This is a genomic window from Streptococcus sp. 79 (assembly GCF_013277425.1).
In the GTDB taxonomy this organism is placed as follows: Bacteria; Bacillota; Bacilli; order Lactobacillales; family Streptococcaceae; genus Streptococcus; species Streptococcus pseudopneumoniae.
This window is the reverse complement of the sequence record NZ_VMMW01000003.1, coordinates 118,353-142,212: the sequence shown is the minus strand read 5'-3', so window position 1 is coordinate 142,212 and position 23,860 is coordinate 118,353. Positions and strand designations below refer to the sequence as shown.

Here is a 23,860-nt window from a genome sequence, read left to right as displayed (position 1 = left end):
TTTTCTTCTGATTATAGTTTTTATTTCTTGCTGAGGATTTCAAGCGTTTCGAGCACGTTATCTGCATGAACTTCGATAGTGTCACCAGTCGCTTTAATCTTCACTTCTACGATGCCATCGGCCGCTTTCTTCCCAACAGTGATACGGATTGGCAACCCAATCAAGTCGCTGTCGCTAAATTTAACTCCGACACGTTCATTACGGTCGTCTGTCAAGACTTCGTAACCAGCTCCCATCAAGCTTGCTTCAAGCTTTTCTGTCAAGACTTGCGCTTCTTCGTCCTTGACATTGACAGTGATCAAGTGCACATCAAATGGGGCCAATTCTTTAGGGAAATTGATTCCCCAGGCGTAACGGTATTCACCTTTTGGTGTTTTGTTAACAAAGAGGCGAGCGTGTTGCTCCATCACTGCTGAAAGGAGACGGCTGACACCGATACCGTAACATCCCATGATGATTGGCACAGCACGACCATTTTCATCCAAAACATCTGCTCCCATGCTTGCTGAATAGCGAGTGCCAAGTTTAAAGATGTGACCAATTTCGATACCACGCGCAAAGTTAAGGACTCCTTGCCCGTCTGGTGAAATTTCACCCTCACGAACTTCACGGATATCCACATATTCTGCAGTAAAATCACGACCTGGGTTCACACCAGTCAAGTGGTAGCCATCTTCGTTAGCACCGACAACTGCATTGCGAACATCTTGCACCTTACGATCCGCAATAATTTTAATATTCTCTGGCAAACCAACTGGTCCAAGTGAACCAAATCCTGCTTGAACAACATTCGCCACTTCTTCTTCGCTAGCAACGTCAAAGAAATCTGCTCCCAAGTGGTTTTTCAACTTGACTTCGTTGAGTTGGTCATTTCCAACTAGAAGGGCTGCAACAAGCTCACCATCTGCAATGTAGAAGAGGGTTTTAATCGTTTGTTCTTCTGGAACATTGAGGAAAGCTGCAACTTCATCAATTGATTTAACATCTGGCGTTGCAACGCGAGTAACTTCTTCTTCAGCGACAACACGGTTGCTTGGTTTGTACTCGTTTGTTGCCATTTCTAAGTTAGCTGCATAGCTAGACTCACTTGAGTAAGCAATGGTATCTTCACCAGAGACTATCCATTTGAGCAATTCTGCCTTGATTTCTTCTTGCACTTCTGCAGGAATTTCGTCAAATGAGGCAACTGACTTGTCCAAGACAACCCAGCGGTCAAGGTCTGTACGAGCAGATGTAATGGCCATAAATTCTTGGCTATCCTTACCACCCATGGCTCCACCGTCACCAATAATAGCCTTGAAGTCTAAACCACTACGAGTGAAAATACGCTCATAGGCTGCTTTGTACTCATCATAAACACTATCCAAACTATCATAGTTAGCGTGGAAACTATAAGCATCCTTCATGATAAACTCACGTGTACGAAGAAGTCCATTACGTGGGCGTTTTTCATCACGATACTTGGGCTGAATTTGATAAAGGTTGAGTGGCAATTGCTTGTAAGATTTAACAGAATCACGGACAATAGCTGTAAAGGTTTCTTCGTGAGTTGGACCTAAAATAAAGTCTGATTTTTCACGGTTTTTTAGTTTGTAAAGGTCTTCACCATAGGTTTCGTAACGACCTGATTCACGCCACAATTCTGCACTAAGAAGGGCTGGAGCCAGCATCTCAACAGCACCAATCTTTTCGAATTCTTGGCGCATGATGTTTTTAGCTTTTTCAATCACACGATTGGCAAGTGGTAGATAAGAATAAACACCTGCTGAAACTTGGCGAACATAACCAGCACGCAACATAAGAGCATGGCTGATAACTTGAGCATCGCTTGGCATTTCGCGAAGCGTTGGGATAGGCATTTTACTTTGTTTCATAATATTCCTCGATTATCTAAAAAAGAGTCGCATAATGTCATTCCAAGTCACAGCAATCATCAAGACAACCATGATGACCACTCCGGCCAAGGTGACATAAGTTTCAATTTCTTGTTTCAATGGTTTGCGGCGGATGGCTTCTAGGATATTGAGCACAATCTTACCACCATCCAAGGCTGGAATCGGAATAAGATTAAAAATCCCAATATTGATGGAAATCATTGCCAAGAAGTACAAGATATTTTCAATTCCATTTTTAGCAGCATCACTACTTGCCTTAAAGATAGCAACAGGTCCACCCAACTTGTTCAAATCTGGTTGGAAAATCAGATTTTTCAGAGCTGAGAGAATTCGGAGAGCTGAGTCAGCAGCAGTTGTAAAACCACCTACAAACATGGATAGAAAATCTGACTTAACCCCCGGTTGAACACCTAGAAGGTAACGACCTTGACTATCTTCGGGTGTAACAGTGACTTGTTTGTCACTCCCCTTTTCAGAAATAGTCACATCCAAAGTCGGTGCCGTCTTATCTTTGGTTTCTGTTTCCACAGCTTGGATCAAGCTTTCCCAGTTGCTAACCTCATGTGAGCCAATCTTGGTAATTTGTGCCGTTTCTGGTACTCCTACCTTGGCCAAGGCACCTTGGGGCATGATATGGAACTGATTGGTATCAACATCTCTGACACCACCCTGCATAAAGATTAAAACCCAAAAAACAACGACACCTAAGATAAAATTGTTCATAGGACCTGCAAAATTGGTAATCAGTTTGCCCCAGATAGTCGCATTTTGATATTGAACATCTAAAGGTGCAATCCGAACCTCAGTACCATCTGCTTCCACAACCGTTGCATCGTGATCCACTGCAAATGTTTTTTCTTCTTCCAGAACCAATCCTTTGATAAAGAGCTTGTCTTCAAAATCAAACTGGGTCACCTGCATAGGGAGGGCTGTTTGATCCAATTTTTTACCTGAGAGATTGATGCGTTTAACCTTACCATCATCAGCAAGTGTCAAACTAACAGGCGTTCCTGTCTTGATTTCAGTTGTATCATCACCCCAACCGGCCATGCGGACATAGCCACCCAGAGGCAAGATTCGAATGGTATAGGCCGTTCCATCCTTGCCAATGTGAGCAAAAATTTTAGGTCCCATACCGATGGCAAATTCACGTACTAAAATCCCTGATTTCTTGGCAAAGTAGAAGTGCCCGAACTCGTGCACCACTACAATAATCCCGAAAACCAGAATAAAGGTTAAAATTCCGAGCATAGCGTTTCCTCCGTCTTTTGATTAAAAGAGTCCAAATAAGTGCATGATTGGAAATACAAGCAACATACTATCGAAACGATCCAAAACACCACCATGTCCAGGGATAAATTTCCCAGAATCCTTAACACCAAAATGACGTTTGATCGAACTTTCTAGTAAATCACCAAATTGTCCAGCAATGCTAAAGAAAATAGCAAAGACTGACATCTTGTAAATTCCATATGGAAGAGCAACTGTACTGTCAACTATCATAAAGATAATGGTTACTAAAATTGCTCCTAAAATACCACCCAAGGCACCCTCAAGGGTTTTATTAGGCGATACCCTTGGTGCTAACTTTCGTTTCCCATAGTTCATCCCAACAAGATAGGCACCACTGTCTGTCGCCCAGACGATACACAAGGCTAAGAGAGCCTTGTCCAAACCTGCAACACGAGCATCTAGTAAAGCATTAAATCCAAAGCCCACGTAGAAGCTCATAGCAAGAGGGAAAACCGCATCCTCAATCGTATAAGACTTGCTAAAAACGGTCGTTCCTAACATGATTGAAATCAAAACACTATAGGCAACCACATTCCCATCAACTGGCAAAAAAGTCAGGTAATTCTCCAAGGGAATGGTCAATGCAAAGGTTGCAAAGAGGGTCAAGAGGCCCTCCATCGTCATGGTCTCTAGACCTCTCATCTTCAAAAGTTCATGCATGGCTAGCATGGCTATGATTCCGATTGCTATCTGAAGCAAGAGGCCCCCAATCATTAAAATTGGTAGGAAAATAGCCAGGGCAATCCCTGCAAACAAGGTTCTTTTCTGTAAATCCTGGGTCATATTTCCTCCTAAACTCCTCCAAATCGGCGATGACGACGATTATAGGCAAGAATAGCTTCCTGCAAGGCCACTTCGTCAAAATCAGGCCATAAGGTGTCCGTAAAATAAAGCTCACTATAGGCTCCCTGCCATGGAAGGAAATTGCTCAAACGTAATTCTCCACTAGTACGGATAATCAAGTCTGGGTCTCGTAAGTCCTTAGGCAAATGCTGGGTAAAGAGATAGTTGCCAATCAATTCCTCTGTGATGTCACCTGGGTTGATTTTGGCATCTAAAACATCCTGGGAAATCAACTTAAGCGCCTGTGTAATCTCAGCACGTCCACCATAGTTAAGAGCAAAATTAAGAATCAATCCTGTGTTGTTCTTAGTCAATTCCTCAGCCTTGGTTAAAGCTTCAAAGGTTTGCTTAGGCAGGCGGTCTGTCTCCCCAATCATTTGAATCTTAACATTATTCGCATGTAGTTCCGGAACATAATTATCATAAAACTCTACTGGTAAGTTCATGATAAACTTGACTTCCTGATCTGGACGGGTCCAGTTTTCCGTAGAAAAAGCATAGACCGTAATAACCTTGACGCCCAGTTTGTTGGCTGCCTTGGTCACGGTTTGCAATGCTTCCATGCCCGCCTTATGTCCAAAAACTCGCGGTTGCATACGTTTTTTAGCCCAACGGCCATTGCCATCCATGATGATGCCGATATGAGCAGGAACCTGTGTCGGAACCTCTACTTCCACAGCCTTATCTTTCTTAAAAAATCCAAACATGATCTTATTCCTATTCAAAAATCTATCGTTTCATTATACCATATTTCCCCATTTTCTTCTATCACTAAGCTATTTATTCTCAGGCACCAAGCCCATTTTTCAAAAAAATAAGCCGCCTGATTGGGCGACTTTATTTTTATAGGGAGATTATTATGAAAAAGTTTTAGGAGTTTAAGTTAAGGTCTTCTTAACTTATGAACTTAGTGTACACTCCCTAGCTTAAAGTTTCCTTAAGTATTTTTAAAAATCAAATTTTTCCATTTCTCCTGCCAATTTTTCTTGGATAAACGTGTTTGATAGAGTTCCATTCGTTCTTGATTCTCTAAAAAATGAGGAGTTGGACGAACTTGAAAATTCAAAATATCCTCCAGACCGTATGGAGTAAAGAGTTCCAAAGCAGATTCTTCATTCAAGCGCAGTCCAACAGCCGTACATCGTTCTGGATACTTACTCATAGCATCACGGGAACTGGTATAGGGAGCAGTATGAGGGCTGTGCTGGTGCATATAGACTTGATTTTTCAATTCCCACTGGTACTGAGGAAAGTCCTCTCGCAGTTTTTTCTCCAGTAATAAGGTTTCCTCATAAGAAATATCCGGATCAAAGAAAATCACATCTACATCTGTTTCAAAGTCAAAAAGTGATTTGTCTGACAAGAGATTCCAGATGAAATTTCTGACAGAACCTGCTGCCAACCAGGAATCTGTCAACTCCAGGTTTTGGATGATAGTCAGAATAGCCATCATATCTGGATTTTTTCTAAAAGCCTCTAGAATTTCTTGCTTATTTTTCATTGTACTCATACCCCAAATGCTCATATGCCTTAGCAGTCGCCATCCGTCCAGACCGTGTCCGCATGATAAAACCTTTTTGAATCAAGTAAGGCTCATACATGTCTTCTACAGTCTCACGCTCCTCGGCAATATTGACAGAAAGAGTTCCTAATCCGACAGGGCCACCACCGTACATCTCAATCATGGTGCGAAGGATTTTTTGATCCACATAGTCCAAACCTTCGTGGTCAACATCCAGCATAGTCAAAGCCTTATCGGTAATAAGATCATCGATAACCCCATTCCCCATTATCTGGGCAAAATCGCGCACGCGCTTGAGGAGACGATTGGCAATACGAGGGGTCCCACGACTACGTAGGGCCAACTCAGATGCTGCCTCATGAGTGATTTCCATCTCAAAAATATCTGCCGTCCGCTCGACAATTTCTGTCAAGTCAGCATGGGCATAATACTCCATATGGCCTGTAATCCCAAAACGTGCCCGTAGTGGATTTGAGAGCATACCAGCCCGAGTCGTCGCACCAATCAAGGTAAAAGGTGGTAACTCCAAATGAACACTACGACTACCCTCACCAGCCCCAATCATAATATCTATGTAGAAGTCCTCCATAGCACTATAAAGCACCTCTTCCACTGACATTGGCAAGCGATGAATCTCATCAATAAAAAGGACATCCCCAGGCTCTAAATCATTCAAAATTGCTACCAGATCACCGGCTTTTTCAATGACAGGCCCAGACGTTTGCTTGAGATTGACACCTAGTTCGTTGGCAATAACAAAAGCCATGGTCGTTTTTCCCAAGCCTGGAGGGCCAAATAAGAGCACATGATCCAGCGCTTCATCCCGCATTTTGGCAGCTTCGATAAAGATTTGGAGCTGGTCCTTGACCTTATCCTGTCCGATATATTCACGTAAATACTGAGGACGGAGCGTGCGTTCTACTAACTCCTCATCCCCCATTATCTCATTATCTAAAATTCTACTCATGGCTCTATTATATCAAAAAACCAAGCCACAAACAAAAAAGCCACTGGATTGTGACTCCCGAGTCTAGCACTTATGTGGTATAATATTGTTCGGCACTTCTACACCGCCTACGAAAGGAGGTGAGATAGCCCATGATGGAATTAGTACTCAAAACTATCATCGAACCAATTGTGGTCGGTGTCGTTCTTCGTATAGTCGATAAATGGCTAAACAAGGACAAATAGTGTCAAAAAAGACCTCAAGCTTATTTGGTCGTGAGCTTGGGGTCTTTTCTAGCCTATGATATAGAACTAGTACTCAATTCCTTTTTATTATCCCATAGTTCACGAATTTTGTCAAAGGTTTATATCCTCATCCATTCAGCTTCTCCAACTTTAGAATCTGTCCAATAAAGTTTATAAGATTTAGAGAAAGCTATTGAAAAATGATATTTAGAAAACTTCCGAAAAGCCTGAAATAGAGCAAAAAAACTCCACCAGTTCCGGTGGAGTTAAGGGAGATTATGATGAAAAAGAAAAGTTTAGGATTTTATTAAATAAAGTTAGGAGGTCTTTATTTAATGACTATATAATACTAGACTAGCCTTAAATTTTGCTTAAGCAAAAACAAGTTTTATTATTTTTCTCTGTTGATCCAAGTCATCCCTATACAATTATAGGTGGATAAGATTTCAAAGCCCATAGAACGATAAAATCCCACGTTTTTTTCTGTCTCTTCTGTCACCAGCTGGACTTGATAAGCATCTTTGTAATCTTTTAAGGCCTCTTTCATTAGGGCACTACCAATCCCTTGACGCTGATAGATTGGTAAAACAATCAAATCCTGTACAAAAACTGATGAGAATCCATCTCCAACCAAACGAATCAAGCCCACCACAGCATCACCATCAAGTGCCAGATAAATTACTAATGAATGCGATAAGGCATGCTCCAGCATCTCTGGTTGATGGGTATAATTTGTCCAACCGACAGCCTGATAGAGATGCAAAACATCCTCTAGCTTGACAATTTCTTGCTTTTTAATAGTAATCATCTCAACACCTCTTAAAGTTCTCTCAAGCTCTTGTACTGCTGTCCATTTTTATCAAAATTTTCAGGACGCAGCCATGTTTCCAAACGATCTTTGACTTGAGGCCAGTCCATATCAATCATAGACAACCAATCCGTATCTCTCGTACGCCCCTTATAAACCACCGCCTGGCGGAAGGTTCCTTCATAGACAAATCCCAAACGCTCCGCAACTCGTCTGGATGGCAGATTTAAGGCATCGCATTTCCACTCGTAGCGACGATAGTTTAGCTCCTCAAAAATATAGCGAGCTAGGAGATACTGAGCCTCAGTTCCTATCCGTGTACCCCTTAGCTCTGGAGAAAAAGTGACTGCTCCGACTTCTATTACTCGGTTATTCTGGTCAATGCGCATGAGAGAAAAAGTTCCCAAAGCCTTACCAGTCGCCTTGTCTATGATTGCATAGTAAAAACGGTCCTTACGAGCCAACATCTGATTTAAAAGGCTAACCAGCTCCCCCATATCTGCTACTGGCTCCTGAAAAAGATAGGTCCACATCTCCCGAGGAGTATCCGGGCCATAAACAGCTAGCAAATCCTCCGCATGTTTTTCTACCGAGAGAGCCTCTATCCTAGCATAACGCCCTTCTAAGAAATCAATAGAAGGCAGTGCACCGGGTGTATAACCTTCCATTGACTCACCAATCATCTGACCATATTCATTTACTGGCATAGCTTTCTCCTTGTTTCACTTTTCAAACTTTTTACTCAACTCTATTTGAATTGTCCTATCTGCTAATTTCAAGTTTTTTATCAATTTCATTTAACAATTTTTCTGCATCTTCTTTATTTAAAACATTTTCTCGTGCTACATAGTTTCTACAAATATTCAGGGCCGCAATTTGGTCTGCTTTATCCAAAGATTCAAACATAATTCTCACTGAGTTACTAGCAATAACTCCTCGTTTATCATCCGAATTTTGAAGAAAGTTAAGTAGAACACTTAAATTGTTCTGACGACACGATTCGTACAAATCAATATATTCACCGTATTTTTTCGATTCAGAATCAGTAAGTTTATCTACAACTTTTACCTGCGAATAAAAATAGATTATTTCCCTATTTTGAATAATATAATTTATTTTTCTGATATATTTTAATCCCTCTATTAAGAGCCAAATAAAATAGATTATCAGAATACCAAACAGTGGTAGCCACATGATACCAACACTGGATTGAATACGAGGATAAGTTTCATTAAAAGAAACTATTAAATTTTTGGCTCCAAAATAATGAATAATGGATAACAAATTTGTCACTATTAATAGAGTTGCAAAAGATTTTGTAAATAAAAATTGATACACTTCAGACTGTGTCCTTATAATTTCATTTGGAGATATTCCAAAAATATTGCTTGATTTATCATTTGAAAAACTAAAGAAAGTAATAAAAACTGCAAAGAGAGTGTCTAAAGTGAGTGTCAAATTTAAACTTTCCTTGTCCCAAAGACAATTTTTAAAATAATATGCACCCACTATTGACATTACTAATACTATAACTGACACTACAATAATAGAAATCTTAAATAATAAAATTTCACACTTCCTGCTATCGTTCACTAATCTATTCATTCTGACCTATTCTAAAGTTCATACTCTAGAGTTACTTCTTTTTATTTCACAACAATGTTAACCAATTTATTCGGTACACTAATCACTTTCACGATGTCCTTACCGTCAATTTCTGCTTTGACTTTTTCATCCGCTAGAGCAATTTCTTGCAATTCTTCGCGTGATAGGTCTTTAGCAACCATGACTTTAGCACGGACTTTTCCTTTGATTTGAACAACGATTTCGATTTCGTCTTCAACCAATTTGCTTTCGTCCCATGTTGGCCAAGCCTCGTAAGAGATAGATTCACCTGTTGCTGCAACAGTTTGCCAGAGTTCTTCTGCCAAGTGAGGTGCAAATGGTGCAATCAACTGAACGAAGCCTTTGGCGTAGTCTACATAAAGTTTTTCTTCCTTGTTAGCCGCGTTGACAAAGACCATAAGTTGGGCAATGGCTGTGTTGAATTTGAGGGATTCGATTTGCTCTGTGACAGATTTGACTGTTTCATTGTAGACCTTATCAAGAGCGCCATTGTTTTCTGCAACAATTTCCTTGCTTGTAATCAAACGGTAAACACGGTCAAGGAACTTACGGCCTCCTTCCAGACCTTCTTCTGACCAAGCAATCGAAGCATCAAGTGGTCCCATAAACATTTCATAGACACGAAGGGTATCGGCACCGTATTGCTCCACCACGTCGTCTGGGTTAACAACGTTCTTAAGCGATTTAGACATCTTGGCTGGCGCTTGCTCTAACTCCTCTCCTGTTTCCACATGGAAGAAAGAACCGTCACGTTTTTCAACCTTATCGGTTGCCACAAGAGCCCCACGGTGGTCACGGTAGCTTGTTCCCAAAATCATCCCTTGGTTAAAGAGTTTTTGGAATGGCTCTTTTGTTGGAACAACACCAAGGTCATAGAGGAATTTGTGCCAGAAACGAGCGTAAAGCAAATGAAGAACGGCATGCTCTGCACCACCCACGTAGATATCTACTGGCAACCATTGTTTGAGAAGATCCTCATCGGCCAATTTCTCAGTATTGTGTGGGTCAATATAGCGGAGGTAGTACCAGCTTGAACCTGCCCACTGTGGCATAGTATTGGTTTCACGACGACCTTTGACGCCATCCTCACGAGTCACTTCAAGCCAGTCTGTCAAGTTAGCTAGTGGACTTTCACCAGTACCTGAAGGACGGATGTCCTTGGTTACTGGCAAGACGAGTGGCAATTCATTTTCAGGAACAGCTGTTGAAGTTCCGTCTTCCCAATGAATGATTGGAATTGGTTCACCCCAGTAACGTTGGCGGCTAAAGAGCCAGTCGCGGAGACGGTAAGTAACCTTCTCTTGTCCACAGCCTTTTTCTTCCAACCAAGCCACAATCTTAGCAATTGCGTCTTCTTTATTCAATCCATCTAGGAAGTCTGAATTGACATGAAGACCATCCTCTGTGTAGGCAGCTTCTGCTACGTTTCCACCTTCAAGGACTTCTACGATTGGAAGGTCAAATTGTTTGGCAAATTCCCAGTCACGTTGATCGTGGGCAGGTACAGCCATGACAGCACCTGTCCCATAACTCGCAAGGACATAGTCCGCAATCCAGATTGGAATTTCCTTACCATTGACAGGGTTGATGGCATAAGCACCAGTCCAAACACCAGTTTTTTCTTTGGCAAGGTCTGTACGAGCCAAGTCAGACTTGAGGCTAGCTTGGTGTTTATAGTCTGCTACTGCTTCTGCTTGCTCTGTACTTGTGATAGCATCTACTAATTCATGCTCAGGAGCCAAAACAGTGAAAGTCGCACCGAAAAGAGTATCAGGACGAGTGGTAAAGACTGTGAATTCCTTGTCTGTTCCTTTTACTTTGAAAGTTACATTGGCACCAGTTGATTTACCAATCCAGTTGCGTTGCATATCCTTGATAGACTCTGACCAATCTAGTTCATCTAAGTCATTGAGCAAGCGCTCTGCGTAAGCCGTGATTTTGAGCATCCATTGGCGCATCGGTTTGCGGACAACTGGATAGCCTCCACGCTCAGAAGTTCCGTCAGGAAGCACTTCTTCATTGGCAATGGCAGTTCCCAATTCCTCAACCCAGTTTACTGGCACTTCAGCTTCATAGGCCAAGCCTTTTTCGTAAAGCTTGGTGAAAATCCATTGAGTCCACTTGTAGTAGTTTGGATCTGTTGTGTTGACTTCACGATCCCAGTCATAAGAAAATCCAAGCGCATTGATTTGACGTTTGAAGTTGGCAATGTTTTCCGCTGTAAATTCTGCTGGGTCATTACCAGTATCCATAGCATATTGCTCTGCAGGCAAACCAAAAGCATCCCAACCCATTGGGTGAAGGACATTGTAGCCTTGCGCACGTTTGTAGCGGCTGAGGATATCGGTTGCAGTATAACCTTCTGGGTGTCCTACGTGCAGACCCGCTCCAGATGGATAAGGGAACATATCAAGAGCATAAAACTTCGGTTTTGATGCATCTGTACCTGTCTCAAATGTATGATGTTCTGCCCAGTAGCCCTGCCACTTAGGCTCAATTTCTTTATGATTATAAAAACTCATGGTCTCTCTCCAATTTTGTGATGTTACTATTATACCATTTTTGAGGGAATTTGGTCTCGTTCTATTCTATACTTTTCTATTTTACCTTGCTCTAAAATTTTTAAACTGCTATACTTATAACAGAAAACCCTTCCAAGGAGGTAGCGGATGTCTCATTCCTTTAAAAAATCTCTCCAAAAAGAAATTCTCCATAGAAGCTCTATCGCAGCCTTTGTGACCTCACTCTTACTACTCATTTTACTTTTTGGTTTTTCCTATTTTTTACAAAAGCAACAACTCTCCAAAGATACGAGACAGATTGTCAAACAGGTTCAAGAAATGAAAGAAGCAAATAATGAGCTCCTGACTACTATGAACCATAAAATGATTCCTGAATTTTTGGACGGCAAACACACAGAGCGAGAAGTCTTTAGCTTATTTTACGAGACAAAAGCTAAATTAAAACTTAGTTCTGACCTCATTATCCTAAGCGATACAGGTGAGTTACTATTTAGTACCAATCGAAATCATCAAGAAGGTATTTTATCACCCTACTATCTAAAACTGCTCATTCAAAATCCTTCTCAAGAAAAAGTGACAGAAAAAATTGCACTCTCTTCAGACAAGCAACATTACACACTCTTTATCAAACCACTACTTCAAAACCAACGAGTTAAGGCCTATACTATTGCTTTCGTAAATGAGAATGATTTTATCTCAAGTTTCCCAATGATCAATTCCAAATACATTATTACCGATGGCTTTGGAAATATGTTTTCTAACAATACAAACCAGTTCACTCGCTCCACTCTTGAAAAATTGGATGAAAAACTCCTACACTCTCGCACCCACTGGTATTCGAACGAACCACTTATTGTTCAAAAAGAAAAAGTCGGTGCTATTTTTTCAATCTATACTTTTCAATCCTTCTTTCCCATTCCTAGCTTACTTGGTCTAGCCTCCATTCTCACCTTATGTATATTCTTCCTCTACTTCTGGCAAGCAAGGCGAATTGCTCATAAAATTGCCACACACAATGCTGTTCCTATTGAAAGTTTGGTTTACCAACTTCAAGAAATTCCTAAACAAGCAGAAAAAAGGCTTTCTCTACAAACAGGTGATGAGTTTGAGTTTATGGCAGAAAAAATCAACAATATGTTGTACGAATTAGATCAACTTCATCAAAAAATGTTGACCATCGAAAAAGAAAAGTGGATTTTTGAAAGAAAAATGCTGGAAGCTCAGTTCAATCCTCATTTTCTCTACAATACGCTTGAGACAATTAAAATTACTTCTTTAATGGATGCATCTCTCACACAAGACCTGATTCAAAATCTCACGCGCATTCTTCGCTACAGTATCACCGATTTAGAAAAAGAAACAACCATTTGCCAAGATTTAAAGATTATAGAGGATTACCTTATTATTCATAAGATTCGTTTCGAGCACTTTTCCTATGATATTGTCTGCCCAGAAACTGTCGATAATCAGCCTATACCTAAACTTTTCTTGCTTCCTCTCGTAGAAAATGCTATAAAATATGGGATGCAATACCGTATTGATCTTCATATAGATATCCAAATTACCTTAAAAGCAGATTCTCTGACTTTTTTAGTCAAGGATAATGCCGGAGGGCTCACAAAACAAGAGCGACTCGCTATTTTAGACTCTTTAAAAAGCCCTCATACCCAGCATGGCATCGTGAACAGCTACAAACGATTGAGCAATTTCTTTTCTGATGTCCAGCTAGATCTAGGAGTCAATCGCCAAGAAGAAACTTGGGTCAAATTTATAACGAAAGGACTAACTCATGTTTAAGCTCATTATCGTAGAAGACGAACACCTCATCCGAAAATGGCTAGAGATTGCCGTAGACTACTCTGCCTTGGGTATCCAAGTCGTAGGAACTGCCAGTCACGGTCAAGAGGGAATGAGACTCATCCAAGAAAAAGAACCTCATATTGTCTTAACAGACATCACAATGCCAATTATGGATGCTTTTATGATGTTCGAAGCCACTCATACCCTTCCCTATGAAAAAGTTATCTTATCAGGTTATAACGATTTTCAAAATGCCAAAAAAGCCATGCAATATGGAGCAGTTGATTTCTTATCCAAGCCAATTGATACCAAGGAATTGACAGAATGTCTTCAAAACATTGTTTTGCGATTACAAGGTAGCACCTATCAAGAAACTCCTTTTTTAGAAGAATATCAAACTTTACTCACCTCTATCCAACAGGTTGATACACAAAACCAAATCATTCAACAAATTATTTCCTTTGTCCACAAGCATTATGCAGAGCATTTTACGATTGCGACTATTGCTGAAGCTTTAAACTATAGCGAAAGCTACCTATATAAAGTGATCAAAGAAGACTTCCCCATGACGCTAAATGAATATATCTTACAATATCGCCTGAAACAAGCTATAGATAAGATGGCTGAATCTCCCAACTCCCCTCTAAGCGACATCTCTGATCAAGTTGGATTTTCAGACTATAAATATTTTGCCAAAGTATTTAAAAAGTATCTCCATATTTCCCCAAAGGAATTGAAATCACTCGGAAGAATAGTAAAATAAGCTATTCTTCTTTTTGTAGAGAATTTTACTCTAATAGAATAGAATTGTCGGTTTTAAAAACGCTTACACTGTTTTAAAATAAACTTAAATAACACAACGGAGGTATCCATCATGAAAAAGAAATGGATGTATTATGCTGCTTGCGGACTAGCTCTTTTTGGTCTTGCTGCTTGTTCTTCTAATGAATCTGCCGATGGCGGTTCATCTGATAAAGGAGACGGCGGTTCGCTAGTCGTTTATTCACCAAACTCAGAGGGCTTAATCGGAGCAACTATTCCTGCCTTTGAAGAAAAATATGGTATCAAAGTAGAACTGATTCAAGCTGGTACTGGAGAACTTTTCAAAAAACTAGAGTCAGAAAAAGAAGCTCCTGTAGCCGATGTCATCTTTGGTGGTTCTTATACACAATATGCTACCCACGGAGAACTCTTTGAAAACTATACTTCAAAAGAAAATGATAATGTTATCAAAGAATATCAAAACACAACTGGCTACTCTACTCCTTATACACTAGATGGTAGTGTTTTAATCGTCAATCCTGATTTAACGAAAGGCATGAACATCGAAGGATATAGCGACCTTCTCAAACCTGAACTAAAAGGAAAAATCGCAACTGCTGACCCAGCAAACTCTTCTAGCGCCTTTGCTCAATTAACAAATATGCTACAAGCTCAAGGTGGTTACAAAGACGATAAAGCTTGGTCTTATGTAAAAGATCTCTTCACACTTATTGATGGGAAAATCGGTTCAAGCTCATCTGGTGTCTATAAAGCAGTCGCTGATGGAGAAATGGCTGTTGGTCTCTCTTATGAAGATCCAGCAGTTAAACTCTTAAATGACGGAGCTAACATTAAGGTAGTCTATCCAAAAGAAGGAACCATCTTCCTACCCGCTAGTGCTGCTATCGTTAAAAAAGCAAAAAATATGGAAAATGCCAAGAAATTTATCGATTTTATTATCTCTCAAGAAGTACAAGATACACTTGGTACAACCACTACTAACCGTCCTGTTCGTAAAAATGCCAAAACAAGCGAAAACATGAAACCAATTGACAAAATCAAAACACTCACTGAAGATTATGATTATGTCATCAAGAATAAATCAGATATTGTTAAGAAATACAACGAAGTCTTTACAGATATCCAATCTAAACAGTAAAAGAGGTTCACTATGAGTGAGATCAAAATTATTAACGCCAAAAAAATCTACCACGATGTCCCTGTTATTGAGAATTTGAACATTACAATTCCAAAAGGAAGTCTCTTTACCCTTCTTGGACCTTCAGGATGTGGGAAAACGACCCTTCTTCGTATGATTGCAGGTTTCAACAGTATCGAAGGTGGAGAATTTTACTTCGATGATACAAAAATCAATAATATGGAACCCAGCAAACGCAATATTGGCATGGTTTTCCAAAACTACGCTATTTTCCCACATTTGACTGTCCGAGATAATGTCGCTTTTGGTCTCAAGCAAAAGAAGGTTCCAAAAGAAGAATTGATCCAACAGACCAACAAGTATCTTGAACTAATGCAAATTGCTCAATATGCGGATCGGAAGCCCGATAAACTCAGTGGTGGACAACAACAACGTGTCGCCTTGGCACGTGCCTTAGCGGTTAATCCAAGTGTTCTCCTCATGGACGAGCCACTTAGTAATCTGGATGCCAAACTTCGCTTGGATATGCGTCAAGCCATTCGAGAAATCCAACACGAAGTAGGAATTACAACCGTTTATGTGACCCACGACCAAGAAGAAGCTATGGCTATTTCAGATCAAATTGCTGTTATGAAAGATGGGGTGATTCAACAAATCGGCCGACCAAAAGAACTCTATCATAAACCAGCTAATGAGTTTGTAGCAACCTTTATCGGACGCACAAATATCATCCCTGCCAATCTCGAAAAACGAAGCGTCGGCGCTTATATCGTCTTTTCAGATGGCTATGCCCTTCGAATGCCAGCCCTTGATCAGGCTGAGGAACAAGCTATTCATGTAAGCATTCGTCCTGAAGAATTTATCAAAGATGAATCTGGAGATATTGAAGGAACTATTAGCGATAGCGTCTATCTTGGACTAAATACTGAATACTTCATCGAGACAGGCTTTGCCTCAAAAATTCAAGTTAGCGAAGAATCAACTTTTGAAGAAGATCTACAAAAAGGCGATCGTATTCGTCTACGAATCAATACTCAAAAATTAAACGTCTTTTCTGCAGATGGTTCTCAAAACCTGATAAAAGGAGTCAACCATGGAACGTAAAAAACTAAATATTTGGACAGCCTCCTCTTTCTTCATCTTTCTTACCTATCTTGTCTTTCTCGTGTATCCTATCGTTACTGTGCTCAAGCAAGCACTCATACATGAAGGACAATTCTCACTAGCTAATTTTGTCACTTTCTTTAGTAAAGCCTACTATTCTGAGACACTAGTCAATAGTTTCAAGGTTTCCATTACCGCTACTGTCACTTCCTTAGTCGTAGGAACCCTATTAGCTTACCTCTTTTCCATGTATGACTTCAAGGGAAAGAAATTTCTACAAATATTGATTATCATTGCTTCCATGTCAGCTCCTTTCGTAGGAGCCTACTCCTGGATTCTCTTGCTGGGACGAAATGGGGTCATTACTAAATTCCTGACAAATACCCTTCATCTTCCAGCTATCGATATTTATGGATTCAAAGGAATTGTACTTGTCTTTACACTTCAACTATTTCCACTGGTATTTCTATACGTTGCTGGAACAATGAAAAGTATTGACAATTCTCTACTTGAAGCCGCTGAAAGCATGGGGTCCTTCGGATTTAAGCGTATCGTAACGGTTGTTTTACCTCTCCTAGTTCCAACCTTATTAGCGGCTGCCCTGCTTGTATTCATGAGAGCATTCTCAGACTTTGGAACGCCGATGTTAATTGGTGAAGGATATCGGACTTTCCCTGTCCTGATTTATACACAATTTATTAGCGAGGTTGGAGGAAATTCTGCTTTTGCATCTGCTCTAGCAATTATGGCGATTATCATTGCCTTGACAATTTTCCTTATCCAAAAACACATTGCAAACCGCTACAGTTTCAGCATGAATTCGCTCCATCCAATTGAGCCTAAAAAAACTACAAAAGGAAAAATGGCTGCCATTTATGCAACAGTCTACGGAATTATCTTTATCTCTGTTTTACCTCAAATTTACTTGATTTATACCTCTTTCCTAAAAACATCAGGTATGGTATTTGTCAAAGGTTATTCTCTAAACAGTTACAAGGTAGCTTTCAATCGTATGGGATCTGCTATTTTCAATACCATTCGTATCCCTTTGATTGCCTTAGTCCTAGTTGTCCTATTCGCAACATTTATCTCCTACCTAGCCGTTAGAAAACGGAATTTGTTTACAAACTTAATTGACAGCCTCAGTATGGTTCCTTATATTGTACCAGGAACCGTTCTAGGGATTGCCTTCATTTCTTCCTTCAATACTGGCCTATTTGGAAGTGGATTTCTTATGATTACAGGAACTGCTTTCATCTTGATTATGTCCCTATCTGTCAGAAGATTGCCTTATACTATTCGCTCATCTGTTGCTAGCTTGCAACAAATAGCACCAAGTATTGAAGAAGCTGCTGAAAGTTTAGGAAGTAGCCGTCTCAATACCTTTGCCAAGATTACAACTCCAATGATGCTATCTGGTATTATTTCTGGAGCTATCCTATCTTGGGTCACAATGATTTCAGAACTCTCTACTTCTATCCTCCTCTACAATGTCAAAACAAGAACAATGACTGTAGCCATTTATACAGAGGTTCTCAGAGGGAATTACGGTGTAGCCGCAGCCTTGTCAACTATCCTGACTGTTCTAACAGTAGGTTCTTTGCTCTTGTTTATGAAAATCTCTAAAAGCAATAGCATTACACTTTAGTTTTCCCCATCAAAAACAGCCGAAAGGATTACCCTCGGCTGTTTTTTCTTATCTTGATATTCTTATCAAATTCCTAGCTCATGGCAAGCAAGTCTAGACTGAGTATACTAAATGAAAATCAAAGAGTAAACTAGGAAACTAGCCTCAGGTTACTCAAAGCACTGCTTTGAGGTTGTAGATAAGACTGACGAAGTCAGCTCAAAACACTGTTTTGAGGTTGTGGATAGAACTGACGAAGTCAGTAACCATATCTACGACAAGACTACGTTGACGCGGTTTGAAGAGATTTTCGAAGAGCATTAAATAGAGGCTTCCTCCATCTTCTCCCGTCCTAGTTCTCGGTAACTACGATCGCCGACAACTTCTACGCTAAACTGGCCGTCCTCATATTCAAGAATCGTCACGCTACCATTATCGAGACCATGTGGATGCATACCATTGATCAGATAAACAATGGTTCCAATGGTCATTCCGTGGCTGACGACAAGGGCATTGCCCCCACCTTGCTCTTCCATTTCTTTGGCAATCGCTTCAAAGCCTTCTTTGATGCGGCCACTGAGTTTTTCCCAACCTTCAGCCCAACCAGCTGTATCAACCTCTACCAAGCCCTCAGCCAGTTCAGCATAAGACAATTGGTGAACGTGATCCACATTAAAGATACGAGGAATAATGCCCATGAAAAGATCGCCATCGTAAGCTCCGTCAAAGCTACCAAAACACCATTCTCTGATACGCTTGTCCATGCGATAAGGGATTTTTCCCTGCAAGCCAAGTTCATCAAGGATAATTCCCATTGTCTGAATAGTGCGACCAGAATCACTCGAATAAGCACGCTCAAACTGCAGACCAGATTCTCGCAAACCGATTCCTAACTCTTGAATCCCTCGTTCACCTTCAGCTGTTAAGGGAGTATCGCTCCAACCTTGCGCGCGACCAATCGTGTTAAACATGGTCTTGCCATGACGTACCAAATACAATCGTACTTTTACCATTTTCCGTCCTCCGTTTGCTTCTATTATATCATGGATGATAAAACAAAAGCCACCCAGACAGGCGACTTTTGCAGGAGATTATTATGAAAAAGTTTAGGAGTTCTATTAAATAAAGATATTAGATGAAAATCAAATTCAAACTAAATCAGTATTATCTGTTTCAAATAATATTAGGAGGTCTTTATTTAATGATTATAGTATACACATCCAACCTTAAATAGAGCTTAAAATTTCTCCTATTTTCTTAATTTTTAAAACTATGAATTGGTGCTGGGATTTGTCCTCCACGAGAGATGAAATCAACAGACGAAGCTCCATTGACTTTCATAACAGGTGCAGTTCCTAATAGGCCACCAAACTCAATCATATCGCCTTCTTTTCCTTTTGGAATGATACGAACAGCTGTTGTTTTCATGTTAATGACACCAATGGCAGCCTCATCCGCAATCATAGCCGCAATGGTTTCAACAGGTGTATCTTCTGGGATGGCAATCATATCCAAACCAACAGAACAGATAGCCGTCATAGCTTCTAGTTTTTCCAAATTAAGAGAGCCATTTTGCACTGCAGCAATCATTCCCTCATCCTCGGAAACAGGAATAAAGGCACCAGACAAACCACCAACTTGGTTGCAGGCCATCACTCCACCCTTTTTAACTTGGTCATTCAAGAGAGCCAAGGCAGCCGTCGTTCCATGCGTACCAACTGTTTCTAGCCCCATTTCTTCAAGGACACGTGCAACAGAATCTCCAACCGCAGGAGTTGGCGCCAAACTCAAGTCCACAATACCAAACTCCACACCCAGTCTCTCACTGGCCATTTGACCAACCAATTGACCGATCCGAGTGATTTTAAAGGCAGTCTTCTTGACCGTTTCTGCTACTACGTCAAAGCTCTCTCCACGAACTTTTTCCAGGGCACGTTTCACCACACCAGGACCAGAAACTCCGACATTGATGATAACATCTGCCTCCCCAACACCATGGAAGGCACCCGCCATAAATGGATTGTCCTCAACAGCATTAGCGAATACAACCAACTTAGCTGCCCCCATATCAGATAGAGTTGCCGTTTCCTTGATAACACGTCCCATATCTGCGACAGCCGTCATATTGATACCAGACTTGGTTGAGCCGATATTGACTGACGAGCATACCTTGTCCGTTTCAGCCAAAGCACGAGGAATAGAATTGATGAGAATCTCATCTCCCTTTTGATAACCTTTTTGTACCAAGGCAGAGAAACCACCAATAAAGTCCACTCCAATCTCTTTCGCAGCCTTATCAAGCGCTTTTGCCAGAACCACGTAGTCCGTCGCATCTGTCGCTGCTCCAATTAGAGAAATAGGTGTCACCGATACACGCTTATTAACGATAGGAATTCCCAACTCAGCCGCAATTTCATCGCCAACAGCCACTAAATTAGCTGCCTTGGTCCTAATCTTTTGATAAATTTTCTCCGCAGCACGATTGATATCTGGATCAATACAGTCCAAAAGGGAAATCCCCATGGTAATAGTTCTGATATCGAAGTTTTGCTCCTCAATCATGGCAATAGTTTCAGTAACTTGTCTAATATCCATGATAACCTCCTAGATATTATACATAGCTTCGAAAATCGCTGCACTCTGAATATTAATTTTCACATTCAAAGTTTGCCCAAAAGCTTCAAATTCATTACGAAGATAAGTGAAATCTTGCTTTTCATCACTAGAGACGACAGCCATCATCGTGAAATATTCATCCAAGACAGTTTGAGAGATATCGTCTATGTTCAAACCCATTTCTGCAATTTTACCAGAAACACCTGCAACAATTCCAGATTTATCTTTACCAACAACAGTTATAATCGCTTTCATAAGCAAACTCCAATTCTTCTTAAAATAGGAAACCTGAACATTAAACAGGATTCTTTTCAAATAGTATAGCATAATTCCAACTAAAATACTCAAAAACGCCTGCTTACGAAGTTGTTCTTAAGCAAAAAACAATTTCGTAAACAAGCGTCTACTATCCCAACTTATGATGAGTGTTCCCGCTAGGACCGAAATCCTAGCGGTAGACCAGAGCTAGACTAAGAGCACAAGACTCCATCATCATAACACTCAACAAAATTGATGATTTTATACTAATTCGATGATCGCCATTGGCGCTGCATCACCACGACGTGGTTCAGTTTTAAGGATACGAGTGTATCCACCGTTACGTTCAGCATAACGAGGTGCGATTTCTGAGAACAATTTTTGAAGTGCTGTAGTAGAAGTGTACTTATCAGTTGCTTCATCATAGTTTTCAGATGCGATTTCATTACGTACGAAAGCAGCTGCTTGACGACGTGCATGCAAATCACCACGTTTACCTAGAGTAATCATTTTTTCAACAGTTTTACGGATTTCTTTAGCACGAGCTTCAGTTGTCACGATTGATTCATTGATCAAAAGGTCAGTTGTCAAATCGCGAAGCATTGCTTTACGTTGTGAGCTAGTGCGTCCTAGTTTACGGTAAGCCATGTATTCCTCCTTTATTTATCTTTTAATCCAAGACCCAAATCAATGAGTTTGAGTTTCACTTCTTCCAAACTCTTGCGTCCAAGATTTCGTACTTTCATCATCTCTGCTTCAGATTTTTCTGTCAAATCATGCACAGTATTGATACCGGCACGTTTCAAACAGTTGTATGAACGCACAGACAAGTCCAGTTCCTCAATCGTACGATCCAAAATACGGTCGTCAGATTCAGTATCAGCTTCTTTCATCACTTCAGTTGACTTAGCAATTTCAGTAAGATTTGTAAACAAATCAAGATGTTCTGTCAAAATACGTGCTGAAAGCCCTAAAGCATCTTCTGGAATAATTGTTCCATTTGTCAAGATTTCAAGGGTTAATTTATCAAATCCATCATTGCTACCTACACGAGCAGGTTCCACTTGATAGTTGACTTTTGTAACTGGTGTATAAATAGAATCTACAGCAAGTGTTCCAACTGGTGCATTATCCTTTTTATTTTCATCAGCAGGTACATATCCACGACCACTGTTAACAGTCATAGTCGCTTTTAGAGAAGAACCTTCACCGATTGTAAAGAGATAATGATCTGGATTTACAATTTCAATATCGCTATCTGTCAAAATGTCACCAGCTGTTACTTCAGCAGGACCTTCAACATCTAGTTCGATGATTTTTTCGTCTTCAACGTACGATTTCACTGCAATTCCTTTAATGTTCAGAATGATTTGCATCACGTCTTCACGAACACCTGGAACTGTGTCAAACTCATGTAACACACCATCAATATTGATAGATGTCACAGCTGCTCCTGGTAGAGAAGCTAGAAGTACACGACGAAGAGAGTTACCAAGAGTTGTACCGTAGCCACGTTCAAGTGGTTCGATTACAAACTTGCCATAATCTTTATTTTCATCAATTTTTGTTATATTTGGTTTTTCAAACTCGATCATTTAGTTACTCCCTCTTAAACGAAAAGCAGTGTAATGCGATGATTATACACGGCGACGTTTTGGAGGACGAGCACCATTGTGTGGCACTGGAGTCACATCACGAATTGCTGTTACTTCAAGACCAGCGGCAGCAAGCGCACGAATAGCTGACTCACGACCAGAACCTGGACCTTTTACAGTAACTTCAACTGATTTAAGACCGTGTTCTTGTGCAGATTTAGCAGCAGCTTCAGAAGCCATTTGGGCAGCGAATGGTGTAGATTTACGAGAACCTTTGAAACCAAGAGCACCAGCTGATGACCAAGCAATTGCATTACCATGCACATCAGTAATCATAACAATAGTGTTATTAAATGTAGCGTGAATATGAGCAATACCAGATTCGATATTCTTTTTCACACGACGTTTACGTGTTGGTTTAGCCAAGACTTTTACCTCCTATATTATTTTTTCTTACCAGCAATCGCAACAGCTTTACCTTTACGAGTGCGAGCGTTGTTTTTAGTGTTTTGTCCACGGACAGGAAGTCCACGACGGTGACGGATACCACGGTATGAACCGATTTCCATCAAACGTTTGATGTTCAAGTTTACTTCACGACGAAGGTCACCTTCAACTTTGATTGCATCCACTTCACGACGGATAGCATCTTCTTGATCTGATGTAAGATCACGTACACGAACATCTTCTGAGATTCCAGCAGCAGCCAAAATTTTCTTAGATGTTGCAAGTCCGATACCATAAACATAAGTCAATGAGATTACTACGCGTTTGTCATTTGGAATATCAACTCCAGCAATACGAGCCATGTTTTCTCCTTTCTATCTTATCCTTGACGTTGTTTGTGTTTTGGATTTGCTGGGCAAATTACCATAACACGACCATTACGACGAATAACTTTACAGTATTCGCAAATTGGTTTGACCGATGGTCTTACTTTCATTTCTTATCCCTCCAAGTTTTTCGATTATTTAAAGCGGTAAGTGATACGTCCACGTGTCAAGTCATATGGACTCATTTCGACAGTAACACGATCTCCCGCTAAAATACGAATATAGTTTTTACGAATTTTACCAGAAACTGTTGCTAAAATCTGATGTCCATTTTCAAGTTCAACCGTAAACATTGCATTCGGCATTGTATCAACTACTTTGCCTTCAACTTCAATCACATCGTCTTTTGCCACGCAAAAGCACCTCCATAAATTTCGATTCGATGCCTCTAGACACAGAGACAACA

At 40.4% G+C, this 23,860-nt stretch carries 25 protein-coding genes; 6 read left to right on the top strand and 19 right to left on the bottom strand.

What is annotated here, in order from left to right:
- Positions 1 to 20: 20 nt before the first annotated feature.
- The 6 genes from HT729_RS01900 to ruvB all read right to left on the bottom strand — a co-directional run bounded on the left by HT729_RS01900 (position 21) and on the right by ruvB (position 6,520).
- A complete protein-coding gene (locus HT729_RS01900) occupies positions 21 to 1,874 on the bottom strand; it encodes a proline--tRNA ligase (RefSeq protein WP_172931596.1) in 1,854 nt (617 codons plus the stop codon).
- 12 nt (positions 1,875 to 1,886) lie between these two features.
- Entirely contained in the window at positions 1,887 to 3,146 is a 1,260-nt protein-coding gene (gene rseP, locus HT729_RS01895) for an RIP metalloprotease RseP (protein WP_000900660.1), read from the bottom strand.
- 21 nt (positions 3,147 to 3,167) lie between these two features.
- A complete protein-coding gene (locus HT729_RS01890; protein ID WP_000189857.1) occupies positions 3,168 to 3,971 on the bottom strand; it encodes a phosphatidate cytidylyltransferase in 804 nt (267 codons plus the stop codon).
- 8 nt (positions 3,972 to 3,979) lie between these two features.
- Entirely contained in the window at positions 3,980 to 4,738 is a 759-nt protein-coding gene (locus HT729_RS01885; protein WP_000466720.1) for an isoprenyl transferase, read from the bottom strand.
- Positions 4,739 to 4,968: 230 nt separating this feature from the next.
- Complete coding sequence (locus tag HT729_RS01880) at positions 4,969 to 5,541, bottom strand: nucleotidyltransferase family protein (protein WP_172931595.1); 573 nt, start codon at positions 5,539 to 5,541, stop codon at positions 4,969 to 4,971.
- Positions 5,522 to 6,520, bottom strand: a complete 999-nt coding sequence (gene ruvB, locus HT729_RS01875; protein ID WP_080982500.1) for a Holliday junction branch migration DNA helicase RuvB — start codon at positions 6,518 to 6,520, stop codon at positions 5,522 to 5,524. Before ruvB ends, HT729_RS01880 begins: the two co-directional genes overlap by 20 nt.
- Positions 6,521 to 6,651: 131 nt before the next feature.
- Here ruvB and HT729_RS01870 point away from each other — a divergent pair, with 131 nt between their 5' ends.
- Positions 6,652 to 6,744, top strand: a complete 93-nt coding sequence (locus HT729_RS01870) for a type I toxin-antitoxin system Fst family toxin (protein WP_078352627.1) — start codon at positions 6,652 to 6,654, stop codon at positions 6,742 to 6,744.
- A 391-nt stretch (positions 6,745 to 7,135) separates the two neighbouring features.
- Here HT729_RS01870 and HT729_RS01865 read toward each other — a convergent pair whose 3' ends face one another.
- The 4 genes from HT729_RS01865 to leuS are packed head-to-tail and all read right to left on the bottom strand — an operon-like array spanning position 7,136 to position 11,700.
- Positions 7,136 to 7,552: a GNAT family N-acetyltransferase gene (locus HT729_RS01865; protein ID WP_023939659.1), complete on the bottom strand. Its 417-nt coding sequence runs from the start codon at positions 7,550 to 7,552 to the stop codon at positions 7,136 to 7,138.
- Positions 7,553 to 7,563: 11 nt separating this feature from the next.
- The gene (locus tag HT729_RS01860; RefSeq protein WP_001144904.1) at positions 7,564 to 8,259 is read right to left on the bottom strand and encodes a GNAT family protein; all 696 of its coding nucleotides are present in this window, start codon (positions 8,257 to 8,259) and stop codon (positions 7,564 to 7,566) included.
- 55 nt (positions 8,260 to 8,314) lie between these two features.
- Positions 8,315 to 9,157, bottom strand: a complete 843-nt coding sequence (locus tag HT729_RS01855; protein WP_001081167.1) for a hypothetical protein — start codon at positions 9,155 to 9,157, stop codon at positions 8,315 to 8,317.
- A 41-nt stretch (positions 9,158 to 9,198) separates the two neighbouring features.
- Positions 9,199 to 11,700, bottom strand: a complete 2,502-nt coding sequence (gene leuS / locus HT729_RS01850) for a leucine--tRNA ligase (protein ID WP_172931594.1) — start codon at positions 11,698 to 11,700, stop codon at positions 9,199 to 9,201.
- A gap of 147 nt (positions 11,701 to 11,847) precedes the next feature.
- Between leuS and HT729_RS01845 the strand changes: the two genes are divergently transcribed.
- The 5 genes from HT729_RS01845 (at position 11,848) to HT729_RS01825 (ending at position 18,173) form a co-directional block, all read left to right on the top strand.
- Positions 11,848 to 13,497, top strand: coding sequence for a histidine kinase (locus HT729_RS01845; protein ID WP_172931593.1), 1,650 nt, complete (start codon positions 11,848 to 11,850; stop codon positions 13,495 to 13,497).
- Positions 13,490 to 14,263, top strand: coding sequence for a response regulator (locus HT729_RS01840; RefSeq protein WP_172931592.1), 774 nt, complete (start codon positions 13,490 to 13,492; stop codon positions 14,261 to 14,263). The genes HT729_RS01845 and HT729_RS01840 overlap by 8 nt, the downstream gene beginning before the upstream one ends.
- Before the next feature lie 111 nt (positions 14,264 to 14,374).
- Positions 14,375 to 15,421 carry an ABC transporter substrate-binding protein gene (locus HT729_RS01835; RefSeq protein ID WP_172931591.1) on the top strand — a complete coding sequence of 349 codons (1,047 nt, stop codon included), beginning with the start codon at positions 14,375 to 14,377 and terminating at the stop codon, positions 15,419 to 15,421.
- 12 nt (positions 15,422 to 15,433) lie between these two features.
- Positions 15,434 to 16,525 (top strand): ABC transporter ATP-binding protein, encoded by a 1,092-nt coding sequence (locus tag HT729_RS01830; protein ID WP_172931590.1) that lies wholly within the window; start codon positions 15,434 to 15,436, stop codon positions 16,523 to 16,525.
- Complete coding sequence (locus tag HT729_RS01825) at positions 16,515 to 18,173, top strand: iron ABC transporter permease (protein ID WP_172931589.1); 1,659 nt, start codon at positions 16,515 to 16,517, stop codon at positions 18,171 to 18,173. Before HT729_RS01830 ends, HT729_RS01825 begins: the two co-directional genes overlap by 11 nt.
- A gap of 299 nt (positions 18,174 to 18,472) precedes the next feature.
- Here HT729_RS01825 and HT729_RS01820 read toward each other — a convergent pair whose 3' ends face one another.
- From HT729_RS01820 to infA, 9 genes are all read right to left on the bottom strand, one after another.
- Positions 18,473 to 19,165, bottom strand: a complete 693-nt coding sequence (locus HT729_RS01820; RefSeq protein ID WP_000241548.1) for a histidine phosphatase family protein — start codon at positions 19,163 to 19,165, stop codon at positions 18,473 to 18,475.
- 244 nt (positions 19,166 to 19,409) lie between these two features.
- A complete protein-coding gene (locus tag HT729_RS01815) occupies positions 19,410 to 20,747 on the bottom strand; it encodes a PFL family protein (RefSeq protein ID WP_119941692.1) in 1,338 nt (445 codons plus the stop codon).
- A 9-nt stretch (positions 20,748 to 20,756) separates the two neighbouring features.
- Entirely contained in the window at positions 20,757 to 21,023 is a 267-nt protein-coding gene (locus tag HT729_RS01810) for an ACT domain-containing protein (RefSeq protein ID WP_119941690.1), read from the bottom strand.
- A 264-nt stretch (positions 21,024 to 21,287) separates the two neighbouring features.
- On the bottom strand, positions 21,288 to 21,674 hold the full coding sequence (gene rplQ / locus HT729_RS01805) for a 50S ribosomal protein L17 (RefSeq protein ID WP_000331493.1): 387 nt from the start codon (positions 21,672 to 21,674) through the stop codon (positions 21,288 to 21,290).
- Between the two features lie 11 nt (positions 21,675 to 21,685).
- Positions 21,686 to 22,621: a DNA-directed RNA polymerase subunit alpha gene (locus HT729_RS01800; protein WP_000568988.1), complete on the bottom strand. Its 936-nt coding sequence runs from the start codon at positions 22,619 to 22,621 to the stop codon at positions 21,686 to 21,688.
- A 42-nt stretch (positions 22,622 to 22,663) separates the two neighbouring features.
- Complete coding sequence (gene rpsK / locus HT729_RS01795; RefSeq protein WP_001118385.1) at positions 22,664 to 23,047, bottom strand: 30S ribosomal protein S11; 384 nt, start codon at positions 23,045 to 23,047, stop codon at positions 22,664 to 22,666.
- A 17-nt stretch (positions 23,048 to 23,064) separates the two neighbouring features.
- A complete protein-coding gene (gene rpsM, locus HT729_RS01790; protein WP_000090781.1) occupies positions 23,065 to 23,430 on the bottom strand; it encodes a 30S ribosomal protein S13 in 366 nt (121 codons plus the stop codon).
- A gap of 17 nt (positions 23,431 to 23,447) precedes the next feature.
- On the bottom strand, positions 23,448 to 23,564 hold the full coding sequence (gene rpmJ / locus HT729_RS01785) for a 50S ribosomal protein L36 (RefSeq protein WP_001808836.1): 117 nt from the start codon (positions 23,562 to 23,564) through the stop codon (positions 23,448 to 23,450).
- Positions 23,565 to 23,588: 24 nt separating this feature from the next.
- Entirely contained in the window at positions 23,589 to 23,807 is a 219-nt protein-coding gene (gene infA / locus HT729_RS01780; RefSeq protein WP_001029883.1) for a translation initiation factor IF-1, read from the bottom strand.
- Between the last annotated feature and the right edge of the window lie 53 nt (positions 23,808 to 23,860).